This window comes from Marivivens niveibacter, from assembly GCF_002150005.2.
In the GTDB taxonomy this organism is placed as follows: domain Bacteria; phylum Pseudomonadota; class Alphaproteobacteria; order Rhodobacterales; family Rhodobacteraceae; genus Marivivens; species Marivivens niveibacter.
Window position 1 is genome coordinate 1 of sequence record NZ_MSPP01000001.1, and the last position, 15,177, is coordinate 15,177.

Consider the following 15,177-nt stretch of genomic DNA (forward strand, 5'->3'; position numbering starts at 1 on the left):
GTGGGAGAGTAAGTCACCGCCAGACCTAGTAAAAACCAATAAATCTCTCTAAAACGATGAAAAATACCCCAGCCAGTTTAACATAACCAACTGGCAACAGTGCAAAAAGCACAAACATCGCGGGGTGGAGCAGCCCGGTAGCTCGTCAGGCTCATAACCTGAAGGTCGTAGGTTCAAATCCTACCCCCGCAACCAAAATCATCCAACGGAACTATACGCTTCCCTCGAACCACCTAGGTGCGTGGATTAGGTGTCTGGACAGGCACAATCGACCTGCCCAAATCGTTTAGATGTTCAGCGCTGCAACCATCCGCACAGCATTAGCTGCCTCTTCGCCCTTTTTAACGAAATGGTCGGTATAAAATTCGATGTGTTCGGCTGTTGGTTGGAAATGATGCGGGGTAAGGGATACCGAATAGGTAGGGACCCCAGTGTCGAGTTGAGCACGCATCAGGCCGTCAACAACTGCGGCCGCGACGAAATCATGGCGATAAATTCCGCCATCAACAACTAAGGCTGCACAGACGATTGCATCGAACTGTCCGCTTTGACCCAGTTTTTTCGCTAGCAGCGGCATCTCGAATGCGCCTGGGACGTCGTATGTTTTGATGTCTACATTTTGGCCAGCGTCGGCCATACCTTTTTCAAAGCCAACCAAGGATTGATCGACGATATCCGCGTGCCAGCGGGCTTTGATAAAAGCGATATTCAGTTTTTTAGTCATGGAACCATTCCTATACGTTTCAAAATGGTCCCAAGGCGTAGCCCATTCGTCGCCCCTGATGGGACGTCGTCTGGTTCTCTTTCATCCGGACTTTAACCGTCGGCCCCGGAGTTTCACCGGATCTGCTGACCCTACATGCGTAGGCGCTCGCGGGCTTTAACCGCCGGTGGGGAATTTCGCCCCGCCCTGAGAACGTACGATATATGCCTGACTGCACAGTTGATCACAAGCGTCCGCTACGACCTGTTAATGGGTCGTAGCGTCATATCCACCCCATTAGCCTAGGGTTTTCTATAGCTTGTCCCGTTGGCGGTAAAAGCGGACCATTGGCTATGCCCGAGTTGGGGGGCACTGATTGGACTGGAATAGATTATGAACAAATTTGGATTTGCCCTGTGCGCAGGTGCAGCTGCGATGTCGTTGTCGGCATGTTTGGGAAGCGAGGAAGAAGGCGAGGCGGTTATTCCTGCGGAGTATGCATCGTTAGAAACCCTATACAACGCCATTGATGAGGGCGATTTAGAACAAGCGTCTGCATCGTTGATGACGGGTAGTGCGACGATGACAGGTGTTGTCGTTATTTCTGACATTGGGGAGTCAGAGGACATGCAGGCTGTTGGTGACCTAAGCCTGACTGCCGATTTCGATGGTGGCACCGCGTCGGGGAGCGCGACGAGCTTTGAGCTTTATAGCGAAACTGATGGATCGGCGATCGATGATGGTGCGTTGACAGGCACGCTTACCGTTGCAGGTTCGGTCGGAAATGGCGGAATGAGCGCGGATCTAGACGGTACGCTGTCGGATGACGACCCTCACGTGATTGATATGACAATGAACGGCACGTTCTATGACAACGGTGGTGATGTTGCCGTTCAGGGCGATGTATCTGGTACGATTGATGACGAATACCACGAAGGCGGTTTTGTCGCGACCGAGTAACGAGTGATGGTACAGGCATGGGGTTTACGATGTGTTGTCGCGCTGTGCCTGTACCTGTTTTGGTCGCCGATTGGGGCGGCCCAAAACGTAAATTATGATCGGTTGGCCCGGGCCGAACAAATGCTTCAATCGGGCCAATCGCGCAGGGCCGAAGCCTATTTGTTGTATCTGACACGCGAAACGAGTCAGGCCGGTATTTACCTAGATGCATTGACCAAAGCGATTAAACGCCACCCTTGGCAGGTCACAGGCGGGTTTGCTTTACGACCTAGCTCCAACGCGAACCGTGCTGCGACCGCGCGTGTATTTGAAACGTCTTCTGGTGATTTTGAAATTGAAAATGGGGGCGAAAGTCAGGCCAGCGTGGGGCTACAACTCTCTGCTGGGGTGGCTTATCGTTGGGCTGTGAAACGCGGTCGCGTCGTTTCTGTTACGGGCAATCTGTCGCGAACAGCATACGAGGACGCAGATATCAGCCATTGGGACGCATCATTATCAGCGGACTACAGGATCTATTCGGCGGATGATGATTGGCGTTTTGGCCTGCAGATAAGCAGCGCGAGGTTTGGCGATGCAGGTTCGGATCGTGATACGATAGGGGCGCGGGTGGTTTGGACGCACAGAGGTGAGGTTGACCGCACAATCACCTTACGGGCGGAACATCGCGATTATCTGACCAAGGACAATTTGGATGGGCCTTATGTCTATGGCGCGGCGGGATGGGCGCAGCGCGTTGACGACAATGGGTATAGCTGGGGATTGTCCGTCGAACGATCTTTGCCGGATCTTGGTTATCAACGATATTGGGGCGTTGGGGTGCGGGCTGACTATCGAACTGAGATTACTGACAACATCCAGGGCGGCATTACGGCATCAATGACGGCGCGTCGGTATAATGAGGACTTTAGCGGTGTCGATTACGCAAGGCGAGATGATATCGCGAAAATCGGGTTAACGCTGTCCGATGATAGGATCGAATTTCTGGGAGCAACGCCGACTTTTGGCTGCACCTACACGCGTCATGGTTCCAATATTTCGCTATATGAAACGGACTATGTCGATTGCCAGATCGGTTTTGACTATCGGTTTTAGGCGGCAAGCCCCGTGATGATCTGATTGAATTTCTGGCTGATGACAAAATGACCGGCATCATCAAATTCCGCCAAGGTGGCTTGGGGGATATCGTTGCACAGCTCTTTAATTTCGTCGATGGGGCAGATTGGGTCGGTGGTCCCATGTAAAAATGTCACGGGCACATTCAGGTTTCTCAAATCAGATACCCAGTCGCGCTGTAGATTGATCAGTTCATCCATGGACGCGTGCACGGCTTGGTTCGCGATCAATTTCAACCATTGATGCAGGTTGCCTGTATCAAATGCCGCTTTGATCGTTTCCTGATCATGATCTGAATGTCTGTACATATGCCCCAGCGCAGGTTTTGCCAAAGTCGGAACACGGGCGATCAAATTATACAACCGTGTCAGGCCGTTGATGACCCGTTCATTTTGCCTGACGCGGGTAGAGACTTCGCTAAACAGGGTTGAGCGTTTCCACGCATTTCCGGATTGCGGCGTTGCTGCAAGATACAGATGCGACACTAATTCTGTATGTGCCCGTGCAAACCGAACCGCCCAAGCGCACCCCGCACTATCGCCCATGACGATCATTGGGTCCTCGGACAGATAGGTGACCGTTTCGGCTAACTGAGCGATTAAACGCGCCTGCCTGATGTCAGGGGATGCGATTTCACCGAAACCCAAAAAATGGCGCGGTACCATCAGCAGACGTAGATTGGCCTGTTTTAGACGCAGTGCAAAATCATCCGAAAAAATGACCGGTGCAAGAAGGCTGTGAAAATACAAAATAGGGCGGCCGGTTCGTGCCCCAAAATCCCAAACGGGAATTTCGACACCGTCGCCAATCGTGATGCGGTTTATGATAATGTCGCGGCCGTAATGTTTTTTGGCTAATGCAATTTCCGCATCACGTTGCGATTGAGCAAACAATTCATCCAAAATCCGCGCGGCGACATCCATCGCGATTGATTTCAGCATAGCTGATTGCGAATGCAGCCCCAGTTTGTCCATGACTTTCTGGATCTGTTTGCGCTTTGTGTCGTAACTGGCGCCAACGGATTCAGCCGCTGTGCGTAGGTCGTCGCCTTGTAAAAGATGCGCCAGCAGAATGTATTCGCTGTTGGTCAATGCCGCGTTTTCGGCCGAATTGGATGCAATTGACGATAGACGATCGGCATCTAGGTGCAGCGCGAAAAATTTTGTGCCTTTGGGGGCGTCAGGCCATCGTTCAATGCGATCATAAATGAAAAACAGCGCGTCGTTTTTTACTGCAAACGCGCATCCGTTCGCCGAAAGCCCGCCGTCGCATATTGTGTCTGGAAAGATAGGGTCCAGATCACGCGCGTACGTTAGTTTATTGTCCTGATCGAATAACGCGATGGGGAAACTGCACTGCGCGAATGCACGGAATACGAACCGTTCGTAGGGCGAATTATCAGACTCGGTCGCGGCATCGACAAACCGTTCGACCGACAAATCGGGCAGGGCGCTGTGCACGGTTTGCGATAGTTTCGATTTGGAATTGGGTGAGTCTTTCATCTGAACGTTCCCAAACGGATGTGCGTTCAGGCTACACGTAACTACCTAATTATCTAGGTTTTATGCTGATTATTCTCATCATGCCCCCCATTTGGGGGGCGAAACGGTGTGCCGTAGCCTGCAATTTAGGCGTGAAGGGTATTTGGGCACGCAGTTATGTTATTATCGCCATCAAAACAGATCGAACGGGCATCCGCGTTATCGCCTGACTTGGATCGGGCTGGTTTGGCGTTGATTGATGCGTCGGGCTGTGTTGTGAGCTCGAATACCGCGTTTGGGCATATTGAAAACCAGATTGAGTGTGTTTCAACGCAAGAAAACCAACTGACCATTAGGCCAAACGAACAGTTTTATCGCGCTAGGAACGCGGCTGCGAATGGGCGTCCTGTGTCGTTTGATGTCGCTTGTGGGGGCGGTGTTTCGTTGCAAGTCAACACGTTGCCAGTATCGGGCGGCTTGGTCGCAGTTATCCTATTTCTGAACGAGGCGCCCCGCGCAATTCCACAACTGTCGAATCGCGAATTGGACCTGTTGCGACTCTCGTCCAAAGGGTACAGGCGCGACCGTATTTCGCATGAATTGGGTATTTCTGTCGCAACAGTCGATTTCCACGCCGCCAATCTGCGACGCAAATTAAAAGCCCGTACAACGATCGAGGCTGTTATTATTGCGACCCGTTTGGGTTTGGTTGCCTAGCTATGCCTACTTACGCGGGTAACATTGTTCGTGCGAATCTGCCTTAAATTGGTTCACACAACCGCAATCCTTGCATAAGCTTGGCCCGATAAACCAAAGTTATAGGGCTTTTGATGGCCACCGATCCATCCAGTGACGTGAATTCGGCGCTTTTGTCATTGTATCAATGCGCGATTGATCCGACCCATTTTGGCCGCTTTCTGGCAACGATGGAGGCGTGGTTGATTTATCACGCAACGCCGGATGGATTGCAAAGCATCGAGGCGCAGTCGCAGCCGTTATGGGATCGGTTAACGTCGTTGCACCTTGCGCAGCTAGGGGTGGAACGGCGTCTGTCAAAGCCGCCAATATTCGTGTTGAACGCTGATGGGCGGCCTGTTGTTGCCGAAGGTGGCCGTGATTGGGATGCTTTTGAACAAAACGTATTTGCCTCTGATTTAACGCGTCTGAAAACGTGGTTGAAAAAATGCGCGTTGGGTGCGGAAACATTAGTCCGCGTAACCACGAACCGGACCGAACCCCAAATTTATTTGGTCCGTAAAACCAACATGAATGAGTTTATCGTTGTTGATACGGGAACAGAGCTCAGCACGTCGGTCGAACAAATCCTAATGGACAGCTTTTTGATCTCGGCCTCGGAGATGACTGTTTTGCGGCTATTGGTCACCGGCGAGGCGGTGAATGATATCGCGGACCAGCTGGGGAAATCGCGCGAAACAATTCGGTCTCAGGTCAAATCGTTGGCGCAGAAAATGTCTGTTAATCGGCAGCAGGACATCCAGCGCGTTGTCGATAGCATTCAGGCCCATAGTTCTGTCGAAGAAGAACAGCCCGTTCCGCGCGGCCAGCTGCGGATGATCATGCGTGATGCGGGGCGGAAACTGGGCTACCGCGTTTATGGCGATCCTGACGGTCATGCGGTCGTGTGGTGCAACGATTTTTCGGGCGGCAGTTATTTGCCTTTTGATACTGACGCAGTGTTTCGGGCCCGCAAAATGAAAGTCATCGTTTTGAACCGTGCAGGCTATGCAACCTCTGACGCTGTCGGGTTAGAGGGGCGCCGCCTGATCGATAGCCATTGTGCGGATTATCTGGCTGTTTTGGATGCCGAAGGCGTTGAAGAGTTCACCCCAATGGGCATGGGGACGGGTATGGCATTGGCCTATACCTTGGGCATTTTGCGGCCCAATCGCGCGCGGCTGGCCTTCGGGTTAAATGTCTATCCACCCGTTTTGTCGCGCAAAGACGCCCTACAATACAAATCGGGCATGTACCGCGTTGGCGCATTGGCCAGTCACTATGCCCCGCAAACGTTGCGGGTTTTGACCAATTTTGTCATCGCTCAGGCGGCGCGGGTCAAAACCGCCAAACAACTGTTGGCGATGGCCGACAATGACGTGGATCCTGCCCATCTGGACGACGCAGGATCGTATTTTCGGGAATATCTCAAGCCCAATCTGGATGACATCCTTGCAGGCAAGGGAACTGGGTCTGCCGCGGATTGCACATATTTGTCCGTTGATTGGGCGCAGTCTCGGCGCGATGATCTGATCCGTCCTAAAACGATCTTGATGCAGCACGCGGATTTTCCGTTTGTGCAGGCTCAATTCGTGCGGGATTTCGCAGCAACCATCGATGCGCGGTTTGTTGTCATCCCGAAAAAATTTCGCCAGTCTCACCGCGATGTCGCGTCACTGGCCGATCAGATATTGGCCGAACTTTAACCACGTGGTTTGATCGTAGCCGTCATTTTCCCGATAGGAGCCGCAACGTTCAGCGAATATTTTCGGGTGCTCCATTCCGCAGGTTTGGCCAGAGTCCAATCGAATTTTTCCAGCATGGTCTGGGCAAACATTGCCCCGATATAGGCTGCTACATCTTTGCCAGGGCATCCGTGGTCGTGCGGCGTGACTGATGCGGAATGTTCCGAATGGGACCAGATCAAATTTGGATCGTGGAATGAACGGTTTGGGTTGAACTCGTGCGGTTTGTCGTAGGCCTCTTCGTCTGATTGTACGAAAGGGATAGCGCCGGTTAGGTGTTCGCCTTTGCGGATTTCAAAGTTGCCAGATTTGGATTGCAGGGTGAAATCCTTTTGTGCGACGCCGAAGATAAAGAAAACGGGCGGGTGCAGACGCAAGGTTTCTTTGATCAAAGGTTGCAACAGATCCAGTGCATTATCCGTTTCGGCCAAACGCCCGCGCAGATCGGTTGCGTAATCGCTGTTGTTTGACAGTTCACCGATGATGGATTTCAGCAGCGATTGAATCCCAAGGTAGTTATTCATACCGACCAAGAACAGCAGTTGCTGCGCCAATTCATAGGTGTCGTGGAGGCGGTCTTTGGCCGCCAGCGCGCTATATTCGCGGAATTTGTCACTATCGACAATCATCGACAACACACCGTCCAAAGTACGCTTTGACGATTTCAATTTCGACCATGGATTCAAACGAGCCAAGATGCGCGGTTGATGCGAAAAAATGTGGTTATACAGATCGCGCATATCATCGGTGTCGATTTTGACACCGAAATACCATTCGAACAGGAACTCCATCGCGAACCGTTCGATGTCATCTGTGAAATCAACGGTGCCGCAGGCTGCCCAAGTGTCAGCATGTCGGTTCAGGACAGATTTAAATGTTGATTGAAAATCGCCCCGCCGCATAAGCAAGATCTTTTGGTACAGCGCTTTGTATTTGTTGTGTTTGTAGGTGTTATCGAACACCGATGGTTTTACGCGGCCTGTCAACTCACGCGGGACGGTGATCGCGCCAAAGCTGGCTGTCTTGGCCAGTCGGCCATCCCAGTTCGTAAATACCTCGCATCCTTTGGCGTCCATGATGACAACGCCTGATTTGAACGCGTGGGCGCGGAACACGGTGGAATCGTAACGGTCTTTGCGGGTGTTGTGATATTTGGTCCAACCGCTGATCGCAGCCATATCAACGGTTTCGACAATCCGTCGCAGGGGTGCCAATTTCTGCGGGCCAGGGACCTTTTTGATCGCCTGAAAACTACAAACAACGGCGTTTGGTTTTTTGGAATTGCGCGCGACAATCTGACGGAAACTGGTCGTTGAATTGATAATGTCCATACCGACAGGGCTGAACGTATCAGGGCCATAAATGTTTTTCGACAGTAGTGGATTGGTCAGCGCGTGGGTAAAGGCGTCATAGGCCACCATCCGCAGCATCAATTCGCCCAGCATCATGCCGTCATCGTGTTTTTCCGCGAAAATGCCAGGCATCCATTCGATGTCATCGGGATGTTTGTACAACTCGCGTAGTCGGTTCGCCAAAACAGGATCGTCGACCAGTTCATTGAAGTCACGGATGCGCGGCAGCCTGAACAGTTCGCGGTAATCATTCAGCGATCGTAGCTTGGCGTCTCGTCCCATTCTCAAGGACAACTCTTGCACCGACGGATTGTTGCTGTTCGCGGGCATCGGATCAAGGAACATATGGTGTGTGTTACCCAGACCGATTTTACCCGCCTTTTGTTGCGATGCGGCGGTGATAATCGTGTCGATACCCAATTCCTGAATCAGCTTTGGGTTGGCCCGATAATCCATGTGGGTCAGTTTGCGCCCTGCGATTTCCAGATGGTCTGGCACCATCGAATGCCAGCGGTACAGCAGCGTAAATTCTAAATTGATCCAATTTCCCCGATACCATGGCTGTTTTTCTGCCCAGCCCAATTCGGCTTGAAACGGAAATTTTACTACGCCAACTTGGGCTACGTATTCGCTTAGGACGATGTTTAACAGCAGGACGATCATAATCATCCGCGCCGTTGCGAACAGACGATCATCATCCCATTCGGGGTAGGCTGCCGCCAACTCATCACAAATGCGGTTATGTTCGCGCAGGAAAATCACGCTCAGCATTGTGTAGCCGATTTGGTTGTTCCCGTGTTCCAGCCCAGTCGCGTAGACGTATTTTATGCGGTCTTCGGAAAAATGCGCGAGGTTGCGAGCCAGCACTGCGCGATCATGTAATTTTTCAAATTCGGGATTGGCGAACACCCAGTTGTCTTTGGTCGTTTTGTCGGGGTCGAACAAATAGGGCGGATACATTTCGCCGTCGTGCATCGTGTACCGCAGTTTGCCGCCCGATTTAGACCGCAGGATATCCGTCTGATGTTGGGTCTGGCCGTATAGCTGGCAAAAATCAATTTCATGATTGGAATTGTTTTTGCGGGTGTCTTCGGTGTTCGTGCGCAGAAAACTGTCGGTGAACCATTGCGCGAAAAACGCGAACAATACGCTGGTATCAACCGAAGGGACCTCTTGGCCTTCGGTGCGGCGCCATAATTCGGCAACCTCTTTGATATCTGGTTTTGGCCGTAGATTTACATCTTCGGGCAGTTGTCGACCCGTGTAGCTGCGGTCTGTTAGGGACGACCACGATGTATAGTTCGATTTCAGCGAAAACTTCCGCGGTCGTTCGGGCGCATAGCTGGTGTAGCGCCCAATAATATTTCGGTTCAGTTGCTTGTGCACAAAGGGGATTTTGATCGCCTGATGGACGACGTAAGGGTACCGATCAACCAACTGTGCTATAGAAAACGCCAACTCACTATCCCCAACCAAGCAACTGAACCAATCGGGCAGACCAATAATTGCCCAACTGGTTAAATCTTTGTCGCATAACGCATACCGTTCAATGGTTGAGGCGCGTCAGCGGTCACCCATTTGGGTGAAAACAATGAAAAAACTGTCTTGGATCGATTGAGGGCTAATTGGCTTTGTCATCATTGCGTTCGGTGGTAACCACCGACGGGGACAATTTTCGACGGGGGCAATGCAATGACTGATCAAGCCGACAACCTAGCGCGCGGTATCGAACGCGCGTCTCATGGACGCCAACAGGAAGACGGTGTTTTGGTGATCCGAACCATCGCGATGCCCGCGGATACAAACCCTGCGGGTGATATTTTTGGCGGATGGCTGATGTCGCAAATGGATTTGGCCGCTGGAAATTTGGCGGGCCGTGTGTCCCAAGGCCGCGGCGCAACCGTCGCCGTCGAAGCGATGCAATTCTTGCGCCCTGTTAAGGTCGGCGACGAGGTCACATTATACGCAACGCTGAAATCCGTTGGACGCACATCGATGCGAATCCACGTCGACGTGTGGGCGCGATCCCGTTTTGCCAAAGAAGGTGCCAAAGTGACCGATGCGGATTTTGTCTTTGTCGCGTTGGACGAAGACGGTAATTCGCGCGCGATTTTTCCCGGATCGTGATCCAGCCGCTGCAATTGGGAATTTTTCACCACCCGTTCGGGAATGGACGTGGGGGGAGTGTTCCGCAGAATCCTGTTCCGTGATAGCGGCATGATAAAATATGATTGGGGATTTTGGTATGTGGACGGATCAGGAATTACCGCCCTTTGTGCAAACAGCACTGGATTACGGTCAACAAGGTGTTGATCTGGCTAAATCATGGCTGCTGAGTCCCGCTGCGTGGTCACAGTTTATATTGCTGGTGCTGGCCTACCTTTTGGCGCGCTATGCCGCCAAAAAAGTCACGCCCAAGATCAATGATTTCTTGCAACCCAAAGAGGGCGCTTCGGGGCTGATCGCGGAATTGCGCCGTCTGGCAGCGTCTTTCCTGCCATTGGTTCTGCCTTTGCTGGCCTATGCGTTTACTGGCATTGGGGAAAGCGTAACGCGCGCGGCGTTTGGTTCGGGTGCCGTTATCGCATTCGGTAAACGGGTGTTTTTGGTGCTTGCGGCCCAAGCACTGACGAAACATGTGTTGAAAGACCCATTCCTGCGGTTGCTGGGCAAATATGTTCTGATGCCGGTGATGGTTCTTTACGCGCTGGGCGTATTGGACCCTGCTATTGCGAAATTGACCGAAACAACCATTGGTGTCGGTAATATCCAGTTTTCGCTGATCACCGTTATTCGCGGCGTGATTGCGGGATCGTTGTTGTTTTGGCTGGGCCAGTGGTCCACCGGACAGTCGCGCAACTATATCGGCAAACAAGAGGAATTGCGCCCCGCCACCCGTGAATTGGCAACCAAAGCGGCAGAGGTCGCGATCTTTGGCCTCGCGTTCATTTTGCTGATGAACATTATGGGCATTAACCTTAGCACTTTGGCTGTTCTGGGTGGTGCCATCGGTGTTGGTATCGGCTTTGGTTTGCAGCAGATCGCGTCGAATTTCATCTCGGGCATTATCCTGCTGCTAGAGGGGCAGGCGACCGTCGGCGACTATGTCGAACTGGACGGGGGCGAGGCTGGCACCATTGTCAAAATGACCGCTCGTGCGGCGATTTTGGAAACCTTTGACGGGAAATGGATCGTTGTTCCGAACGAACATTTCATCACAACGCGCGTGATCAACTATTCCGACAGCGGATCCGCCAACAGGTACGAAGCCCCGTTTTCCGTGTCCTATGACACTGACATCAACAAGGTACCTGACATCATCAATGCGGCCGTCGCCAAACTGGATTTCGTGTTGGACGATCCCGAAGGCCCCGATTGCGAACTGGTCGGGTTCGGGGATAGCGGTATCGATTTCAACGTGGAATTCTGGGTGAATGGTATCGATGACGGACGTCACAAATATACGTCGCACGTCAATTTCGCGATTTGGAACGCGCTAAAGGATGCGGGCATCGAAATTCCGTACCCGCACCGTGTTGTCGAAATCAAAGGTGGATCGTTGCAGGGCTAGGGCCCTGCATCAAAAATCCAGACCCAAATCGACCGTTTTTGCCGAATGCGTTAAAGCACCAGAGGAAATGTAATCCACGCCCGTGGCGGAAATGGACGCGATGCGATCCAGTTTCACGTTGCCGCTGGCTTCGGTTTTCATGGCGCCGTTCACCATTTTCACGGCTTCGCGCAGCATGTCGTTGTCCATGTTGTCCAGCAGCACAACGCTTGCGCCGCCGACCTCTAGCACTTCGGCCAGCTGGTCCAGACGGTCGACTTCGATTTCGACGGCCATCATGTGCGATGCGTGGGCTTTGGTCGCCTCTAGCACCTGACGCACGCCGCCAGCGGCTGCGATATGGTTGTCTTTGATCAGGATTGCGTCGGACAGTGAATAACGGTGGTTGAAACCGCCGCCATGTAGGACAGCCAGTTTTTCAACCAGACGCATGTTCGGCGTGGTTTTGCGGGTGCAGGTGACGCGCGCGTTCGTGCCTTTGGTTTCGGCGACAAAGCTGGCGGTCATGGTGGCGATGCCCGTCAAACGGCCCGCATAGTTCAGCGCGACACGTTCGCCCGACAGTATAGATGCCGCCGACCCGCGGATGGTCATTAGGCGGTCGCCCTTTTTGCAGGGTTCGCCGTCGCGGATGTGGGTGATCACCTCTAGCGTTGGGTCGACCAAACGGAATGTGATTTCGGCCACCTGCATGCCCGACACAATCGCATCTGCGCGTGCGTTGATCGCCGCGTCATAGGTGGTGCCTGTTGGGATCACTGCGCGGGTGGTTACGTCGCCATAGCTGCCCAGATCCTCTAGCAGCGCGTTGCGGATCATTGGTTCTAGGATCAGATCGGGGACCGTGGCAAAGCTCATTGGGTTTCCTCGCAGATTTTTTCGCGGATCGCGATGGCGGCGGACAGGAACATGCGGGATCGTTCGCCTGGTCCGTCCAAAGTATCAGGGTAGTCAGAGCGTTCATGCGCCCCGCGGCTTTCTTTGCGCAGCAGGGCAGAGGCCGCGATCAGCGTCGCCGTCGCGCACATATTCAGGAATGATGGGCTGTCGCCGTGGTCGCGTTCCAGCTGGTCGATGGTGCGCAGTGCGGTTTCTAGACCGGCCTGATTGCGCACAACGCCAACATGGGCCGTCATCGTGTCGCGTAGCGTTTTCACCGCTGTTGGGTTGGGCGGCGTGCCGTTCGGATCGAATGCGATTGTGACCTCTGGTGCATCGACGGTTTCGATTTCTGCACCGATGCCATCGGCGCAGATACGCGCGTAAACCAATGCTTCTAACAGGCCATTCGATGCCAGACGGTTTGCGCCGTGCAGGCCTGTTGAGGACGCTTCGCCGCAGACCCACAGGCCGTCCAGTGACGCGCGGCCATCGGTGTCGGTTGCGATGCCGCCCATGTGATAATGCGCCGCTGGGGCCACGGGAATTGGATCAACCGCCGGATCAATGCCGTTGCGTGCGCAGGCAGAGGCGACCGCAGGGAATTGGGTTTTGACCTTTTCGCCCAACGCCGCGCGCGTATCCAAACACGGGCGATTGCCGTCTTTCCATTGGGAAAAAATGGCGCGGGCGACGATATCGCGGGGGGCCAATTCCGCGTCTGGATGGACATCCAGCATGAACCGTTTGCCGTTTTTGTCGATCAAGGTCGCGCCTTCGCCGCGCAACGCTTCGGTGGCTAATGGGGCGGGGTCTTCGCCGACATCCATTGCCGTTGGGTGGAACTGAACGAATTCGGCGTCGGCGATCAATGCGCCTGCGCGGGCTGCCATGCCGATCACCTGACCGCGAATGCGTGGTGGGTTGGTGGTCACGGCATACAGGCCGCCCGATCCGCCGCCCGCCAGCAAAACAGCTGATCCGCGCAGCATCAGCGGGGCGGATCGTGCCTCGTCCGCTTCTTGGATCGCAACGCCAGTGACGCGGCCTTTGGTCACTTCTAGGTCGGTCGCCATGACGCCTTCTAAAACTTGGATCGTTGGGCAGTTGCGCACCTGTTCAATCAGGGCCGCCATGATCTGTGCGCCCGCCTGATCGCCCTGAACCCGCACAACGCGGGCAAAGCTGTGCGCAGCTTCGCGCGATAGCACGTAGTCGCCAGTTTCCGAACGGTCAAAGGGGGTGCCCATCGACGTCAGGTCTAGAATGTATTCACGCGCTTCGCGTGTGACCAAATCGGCAACATCCGCGTCAACGGTACCCGCACCCGCGCGAACCGTGTCGTCAGCATGGTTTTTGGGGCTGTCGCTTTTGTCCATGGCTGCCGCAACGCCGCCCTGCGCCCAAGCAGAGCTTGCGCCCTCGCCCAGTACTTCGGGAGAGATCATCACAACAGGTTTCGGCGCCAGTTTGAGGGCAGCATAAAGCGCCCCCATACCCGCGCCGACAATGACGATACGGTCAGTCTGAACAGTTTTCATTTAGGGGGTTAGATTCCCAATTTGCGCGACAGATCGATCATGGCTTCGACCGATTTGCGGGCCTTTTCGGACACCACAGGATCAACCTCGACCTGACCTTCCATCGTGTGCAAGGCGTATAGGATTTTTTCCAGCGTGATCTTTTTCATGTAGGGGCACATGTTGCACGGGCCCAAGAATTTGACCTCTGGCAGTTCGTCCGCGATGTTCGACGCCATCGAACATTCCGTGACCAGCATCGCCTGTTTGGGTTTGTTGTCGTGGACGTATTTCAGGATGCCACTGGTCGAGCCCGAAAAATCCGATGCCTCAACCACCGAAGGCGGGCATTCAGGGTGCGCGATGATTTTGGTTTCCGGATTGTATTTGCGGAATTCGTTCAAATCTTCGGCGGTGTATTGTTCATGCACGATGCACGAGCCAGGCCAGTAAACGACGTTTTTCTGCGGAACATCGTTCGCCACGTTCTGCGCCAGATATTGGTCTGGGGTCATGATGACCGTGTCGCTGTCCATTGCGGCAACGATCTGTGCGGCGTTCGACGAGGTACAGCAGATGTCGGATGCGGCTTTCACCTCGGCGGTGGTGTTCACATAGGACACGACAGGCGCGCCCGGGTATTTGGCGCGCATTTCTTCGATGCCGTCGGCGGTGATGCTTTCGGCCAGCGAACAGCCGGCTTCCATGTCGGGCATCAGGACGATTTTTTCAGGGCTTAGGATTTTGGACGTCTCAGCCATGAAATGAACGCCCGCTTGGACGATCACGTCTGCCTCGACCTCGGTCGCTTTCTGGGCCAGCTGAAGGCTGTCACCGACGAAATCGGATACGCCGTGGAAAATTTCGGGGGTCATGTAGTTATGCCCCAGAATGACCGCATTGCGTGTCTTTTTCAGTTCATTGATGGCTTTGATGTATGGCGCATAAATGACGAAATCGTATGGGGTAACCACACGGTCCATTTTTTCGTAGATGTCTTGCATCGAGTCGGCCAACTCTTGGGAAGGGGCCAAGTCGTAATGCTCTGACAAAATCGTGCGAACATGCGTAAGATCTAGCAACGGGCTGGTCTCCGATGGTTACCGTTTGCCCATCAG

12 protein-coding genes, 1 tRNA gene and 1 riboswitch are annotated in these 15,177 nt (G+C 53.6%); of the genes, 7 read left to right on the top strand and 6 right to left on the bottom strand.

Features of this window, described 5'->3' with window-relative positions:
• Nucleotides 1–118 precede the first annotated feature (118 nt).
• Nucleotides 119–195: transfer RNA gene (locus BVC71_RS00005), tRNA-Met, on the top strand.
• A 91-nt stretch (nt 196–286) separates the two neighbouring features.
• Here BVC71_RS00005 and BVC71_RS00010 read toward each other — a convergent pair.
• On the bottom strand, nt 287–724 hold the full coding sequence (locus tag BVC71_RS00010; protein ID WP_086449598.1) for a 6,7-dimethyl-8-ribityllumazine synthase: 438 nt from the start codon (nt 722–724) through the stop codon (nt 287–289).
• A 69-nt stretch (nt 725–793) separates the two neighbouring features.
• Nucleotides 794–922, bottom strand: a riboswitch (FMN riboswitch).
• Between the two features lie 174 nt (nt 923–1,096).
• On the opposite strand from BVC71_RS00010, the gene BVC71_RS00015 reads away from it, so the two are divergent.
• Nucleotides 1,097–1,663: a hypothetical protein gene (locus BVC71_RS00015; RefSeq protein WP_086449599.1), complete on the top strand. Its 567-nt coding sequence runs from the start codon at nt 1,097–1,099 to the stop codon at nt 1,661–1,663.
• A 6-nt stretch (nt 1,664–1,669) separates the two neighbouring features.
• Complete coding sequence (locus BVC71_RS00020) at nt 1,670–2,755, top strand: surface lipoprotein assembly modifier (protein ID WP_086449600.1); 1,086 nt, start codon at nt 1,670–1,672, stop codon at nt 2,753–2,755.
• Here the strand turns inward: BVC71_RS00020 and BVC71_RS00025 are convergent.
• A complete protein-coding gene (locus tag BVC71_RS00025; protein ID WP_086449601.1) occupies nt 2,752–4,278 on the bottom strand; it encodes an alpha/beta fold hydrolase in 1,527 nt (508 codons plus the stop codon). The genes BVC71_RS00020 and BVC71_RS00025 overlap by 4 nt on opposite strands.
• 156 nt (nt 4,279–4,434) lie before the next feature.
• On the opposite strand from BVC71_RS00025, the gene BVC71_RS00030 reads away from it, so the two are divergent.
• Complete coding sequence (locus BVC71_RS00030; protein WP_086449602.1) at nt 4,435–4,974, top strand: response regulator transcription factor; 540 nt, start codon at nt 4,435–4,437, stop codon at nt 4,972–4,974.
• A 113-nt stretch (nt 4,975–5,087) separates the two neighbouring features.
• Entirely contained in the window at nt 5,088–6,698 is a 1,611-nt protein-coding gene (locus tag BVC71_RS00035) for a LuxR C-terminal-related transcriptional regulator (protein WP_086449603.1), read from the top strand.
• Here BVC71_RS00035 and BVC71_RS00040 read toward each other — a convergent pair.
• Nucleotides 6,695–9,547, bottom strand: coding sequence for a cytochrome P450 (locus BVC71_RS00040; protein ID WP_086449604.1), 2,853 nt, complete (start codon nt 9,545–9,547; stop codon nt 6,695–6,697). The two genes, BVC71_RS00035 and BVC71_RS00040, sit on opposite strands and share 4 nt — an antisense overlap.
• 234 nt (nt 9,548–9,781) lie before the next feature.
• On the opposite strand from BVC71_RS00040, the gene BVC71_RS00045 reads away from it, so the two are divergent.
• Entirely contained in the window at nt 9,782–10,216 is a 435-nt protein-coding gene (locus BVC71_RS00045; protein WP_086449605.1) for an acyl-CoA thioesterase, read from the top strand.
• Between the two features lie 118 nt (nt 10,217–10,334).
• Nucleotides 10,335–11,660, top strand: a complete 1,326-nt coding sequence (locus BVC71_RS00050) for a mechanosensitive ion channel family protein (RefSeq protein WP_086449606.1) — start codon at nt 10,335–10,337, stop codon at nt 11,658–11,660.
• A gap of 9 nt (nt 11,661–11,669) precedes the next feature.
• Here BVC71_RS00050 and nadC read toward each other — a convergent pair whose 3' ends face one another.
• Genes nadC through nadA form a run of 3 tightly spaced genes read right to left on the bottom strand, consistent with a single transcriptional unit; the run spans nt 11,670 to nt 15,141 of the window.
• A complete protein-coding gene (gene nadC / locus BVC71_RS00055; protein ID WP_086449607.1) occupies nt 11,670–12,518 on the bottom strand; it encodes a carboxylating nicotinate-nucleotide diphosphorylase in 849 nt (282 codons plus the stop codon).
• Entirely contained in the window at nt 12,515–14,080 is a 1,566-nt protein-coding gene (locus BVC71_RS00060) for an L-aspartate oxidase (RefSeq protein ID WP_086449608.1), read from the bottom strand. Before BVC71_RS00060 ends, nadC begins: the two co-directional genes overlap by 4 nt.
• A gap of 8 nt (nt 14,081–14,088) precedes the next feature.
• Nucleotides 14,089–15,141: a quinolinate synthase NadA gene (gene nadA, locus BVC71_RS00065; protein ID WP_086449609.1), complete on the bottom strand. Its 1,053-nt coding sequence runs from the start codon at nt 15,139–15,141 to the stop codon at nt 14,089–14,091.
• Nucleotides 15,142–15,177 lie beyond the last annotated feature (36 nt).

Bases quoted from the DNA above. Each gene is read 5' to 3' on its own strand.
- BVC71_RS00015 (WP_086449599.1), top strand. From the start codon at position 1,097: ATGAACAAATTTGGATTTGCCCTGTGCGCAGGTGCAGCTGCGATGTCG.
- BVC71_RS00020 (WP_086449600.1), top strand. From the start codon at position 1,670: ATGGTACAGGCATGGGGTTTACGATGTGTTGTCGCGCTGTGCCTGTAC.
- BVC71_RS00045 (WP_086449605.1), top strand. From the start codon at position 9,782: ATGACTGATCAAGCCGACAACCTAGCGCGCGGTATCGAACGCGCGTCT.
- nadC (WP_086449607.1), bottom strand. From the start codon at position 12,518: ATGAGCTTTGCCACGGTCCCCGATCTGATCCTAGAACCAATGATCCGC.
- BVC71_RS00010 (WP_086449598.1), bottom strand. From the start codon at position 724: ATGACTAAAAAACTGAATATCGCTTTTATCAAAGCCCGCTGGCACGCG.
- BVC71_RS00035 (WP_086449603.1), top strand. From the start codon at position 5,088: ATGGCCACCGATCCATCCAGTGACGTGAATTCGGCGCTTTTGTCATTG.
- BVC71_RS00050 (WP_086449606.1), top strand. From the start codon at position 10,335: ATGTGGACGGATCAGGAATTACCGCCCTTTGTGCAAACAGCACTGGAT.
- BVC71_RS00030 (WP_086449602.1), top strand. From the start codon at position 4,435: ATGTTATTATCGCCATCAAAACAGATCGAACGGGCATCCGCGTTATCG.
- BVC71_RS00025 (WP_086449601.1), bottom strand. From the start codon at position 4,278: ATGAAAGACTCACCCAATTCCAAATCGAAACTATCGCAAACCGTGCAC.
- BVC71_RS00060 (WP_086449608.1), bottom strand. From the start codon at position 14,080: ATGAAAACTGTTCAGACTGACCGTATCGTCATTGTCGGCGCGGGTATG.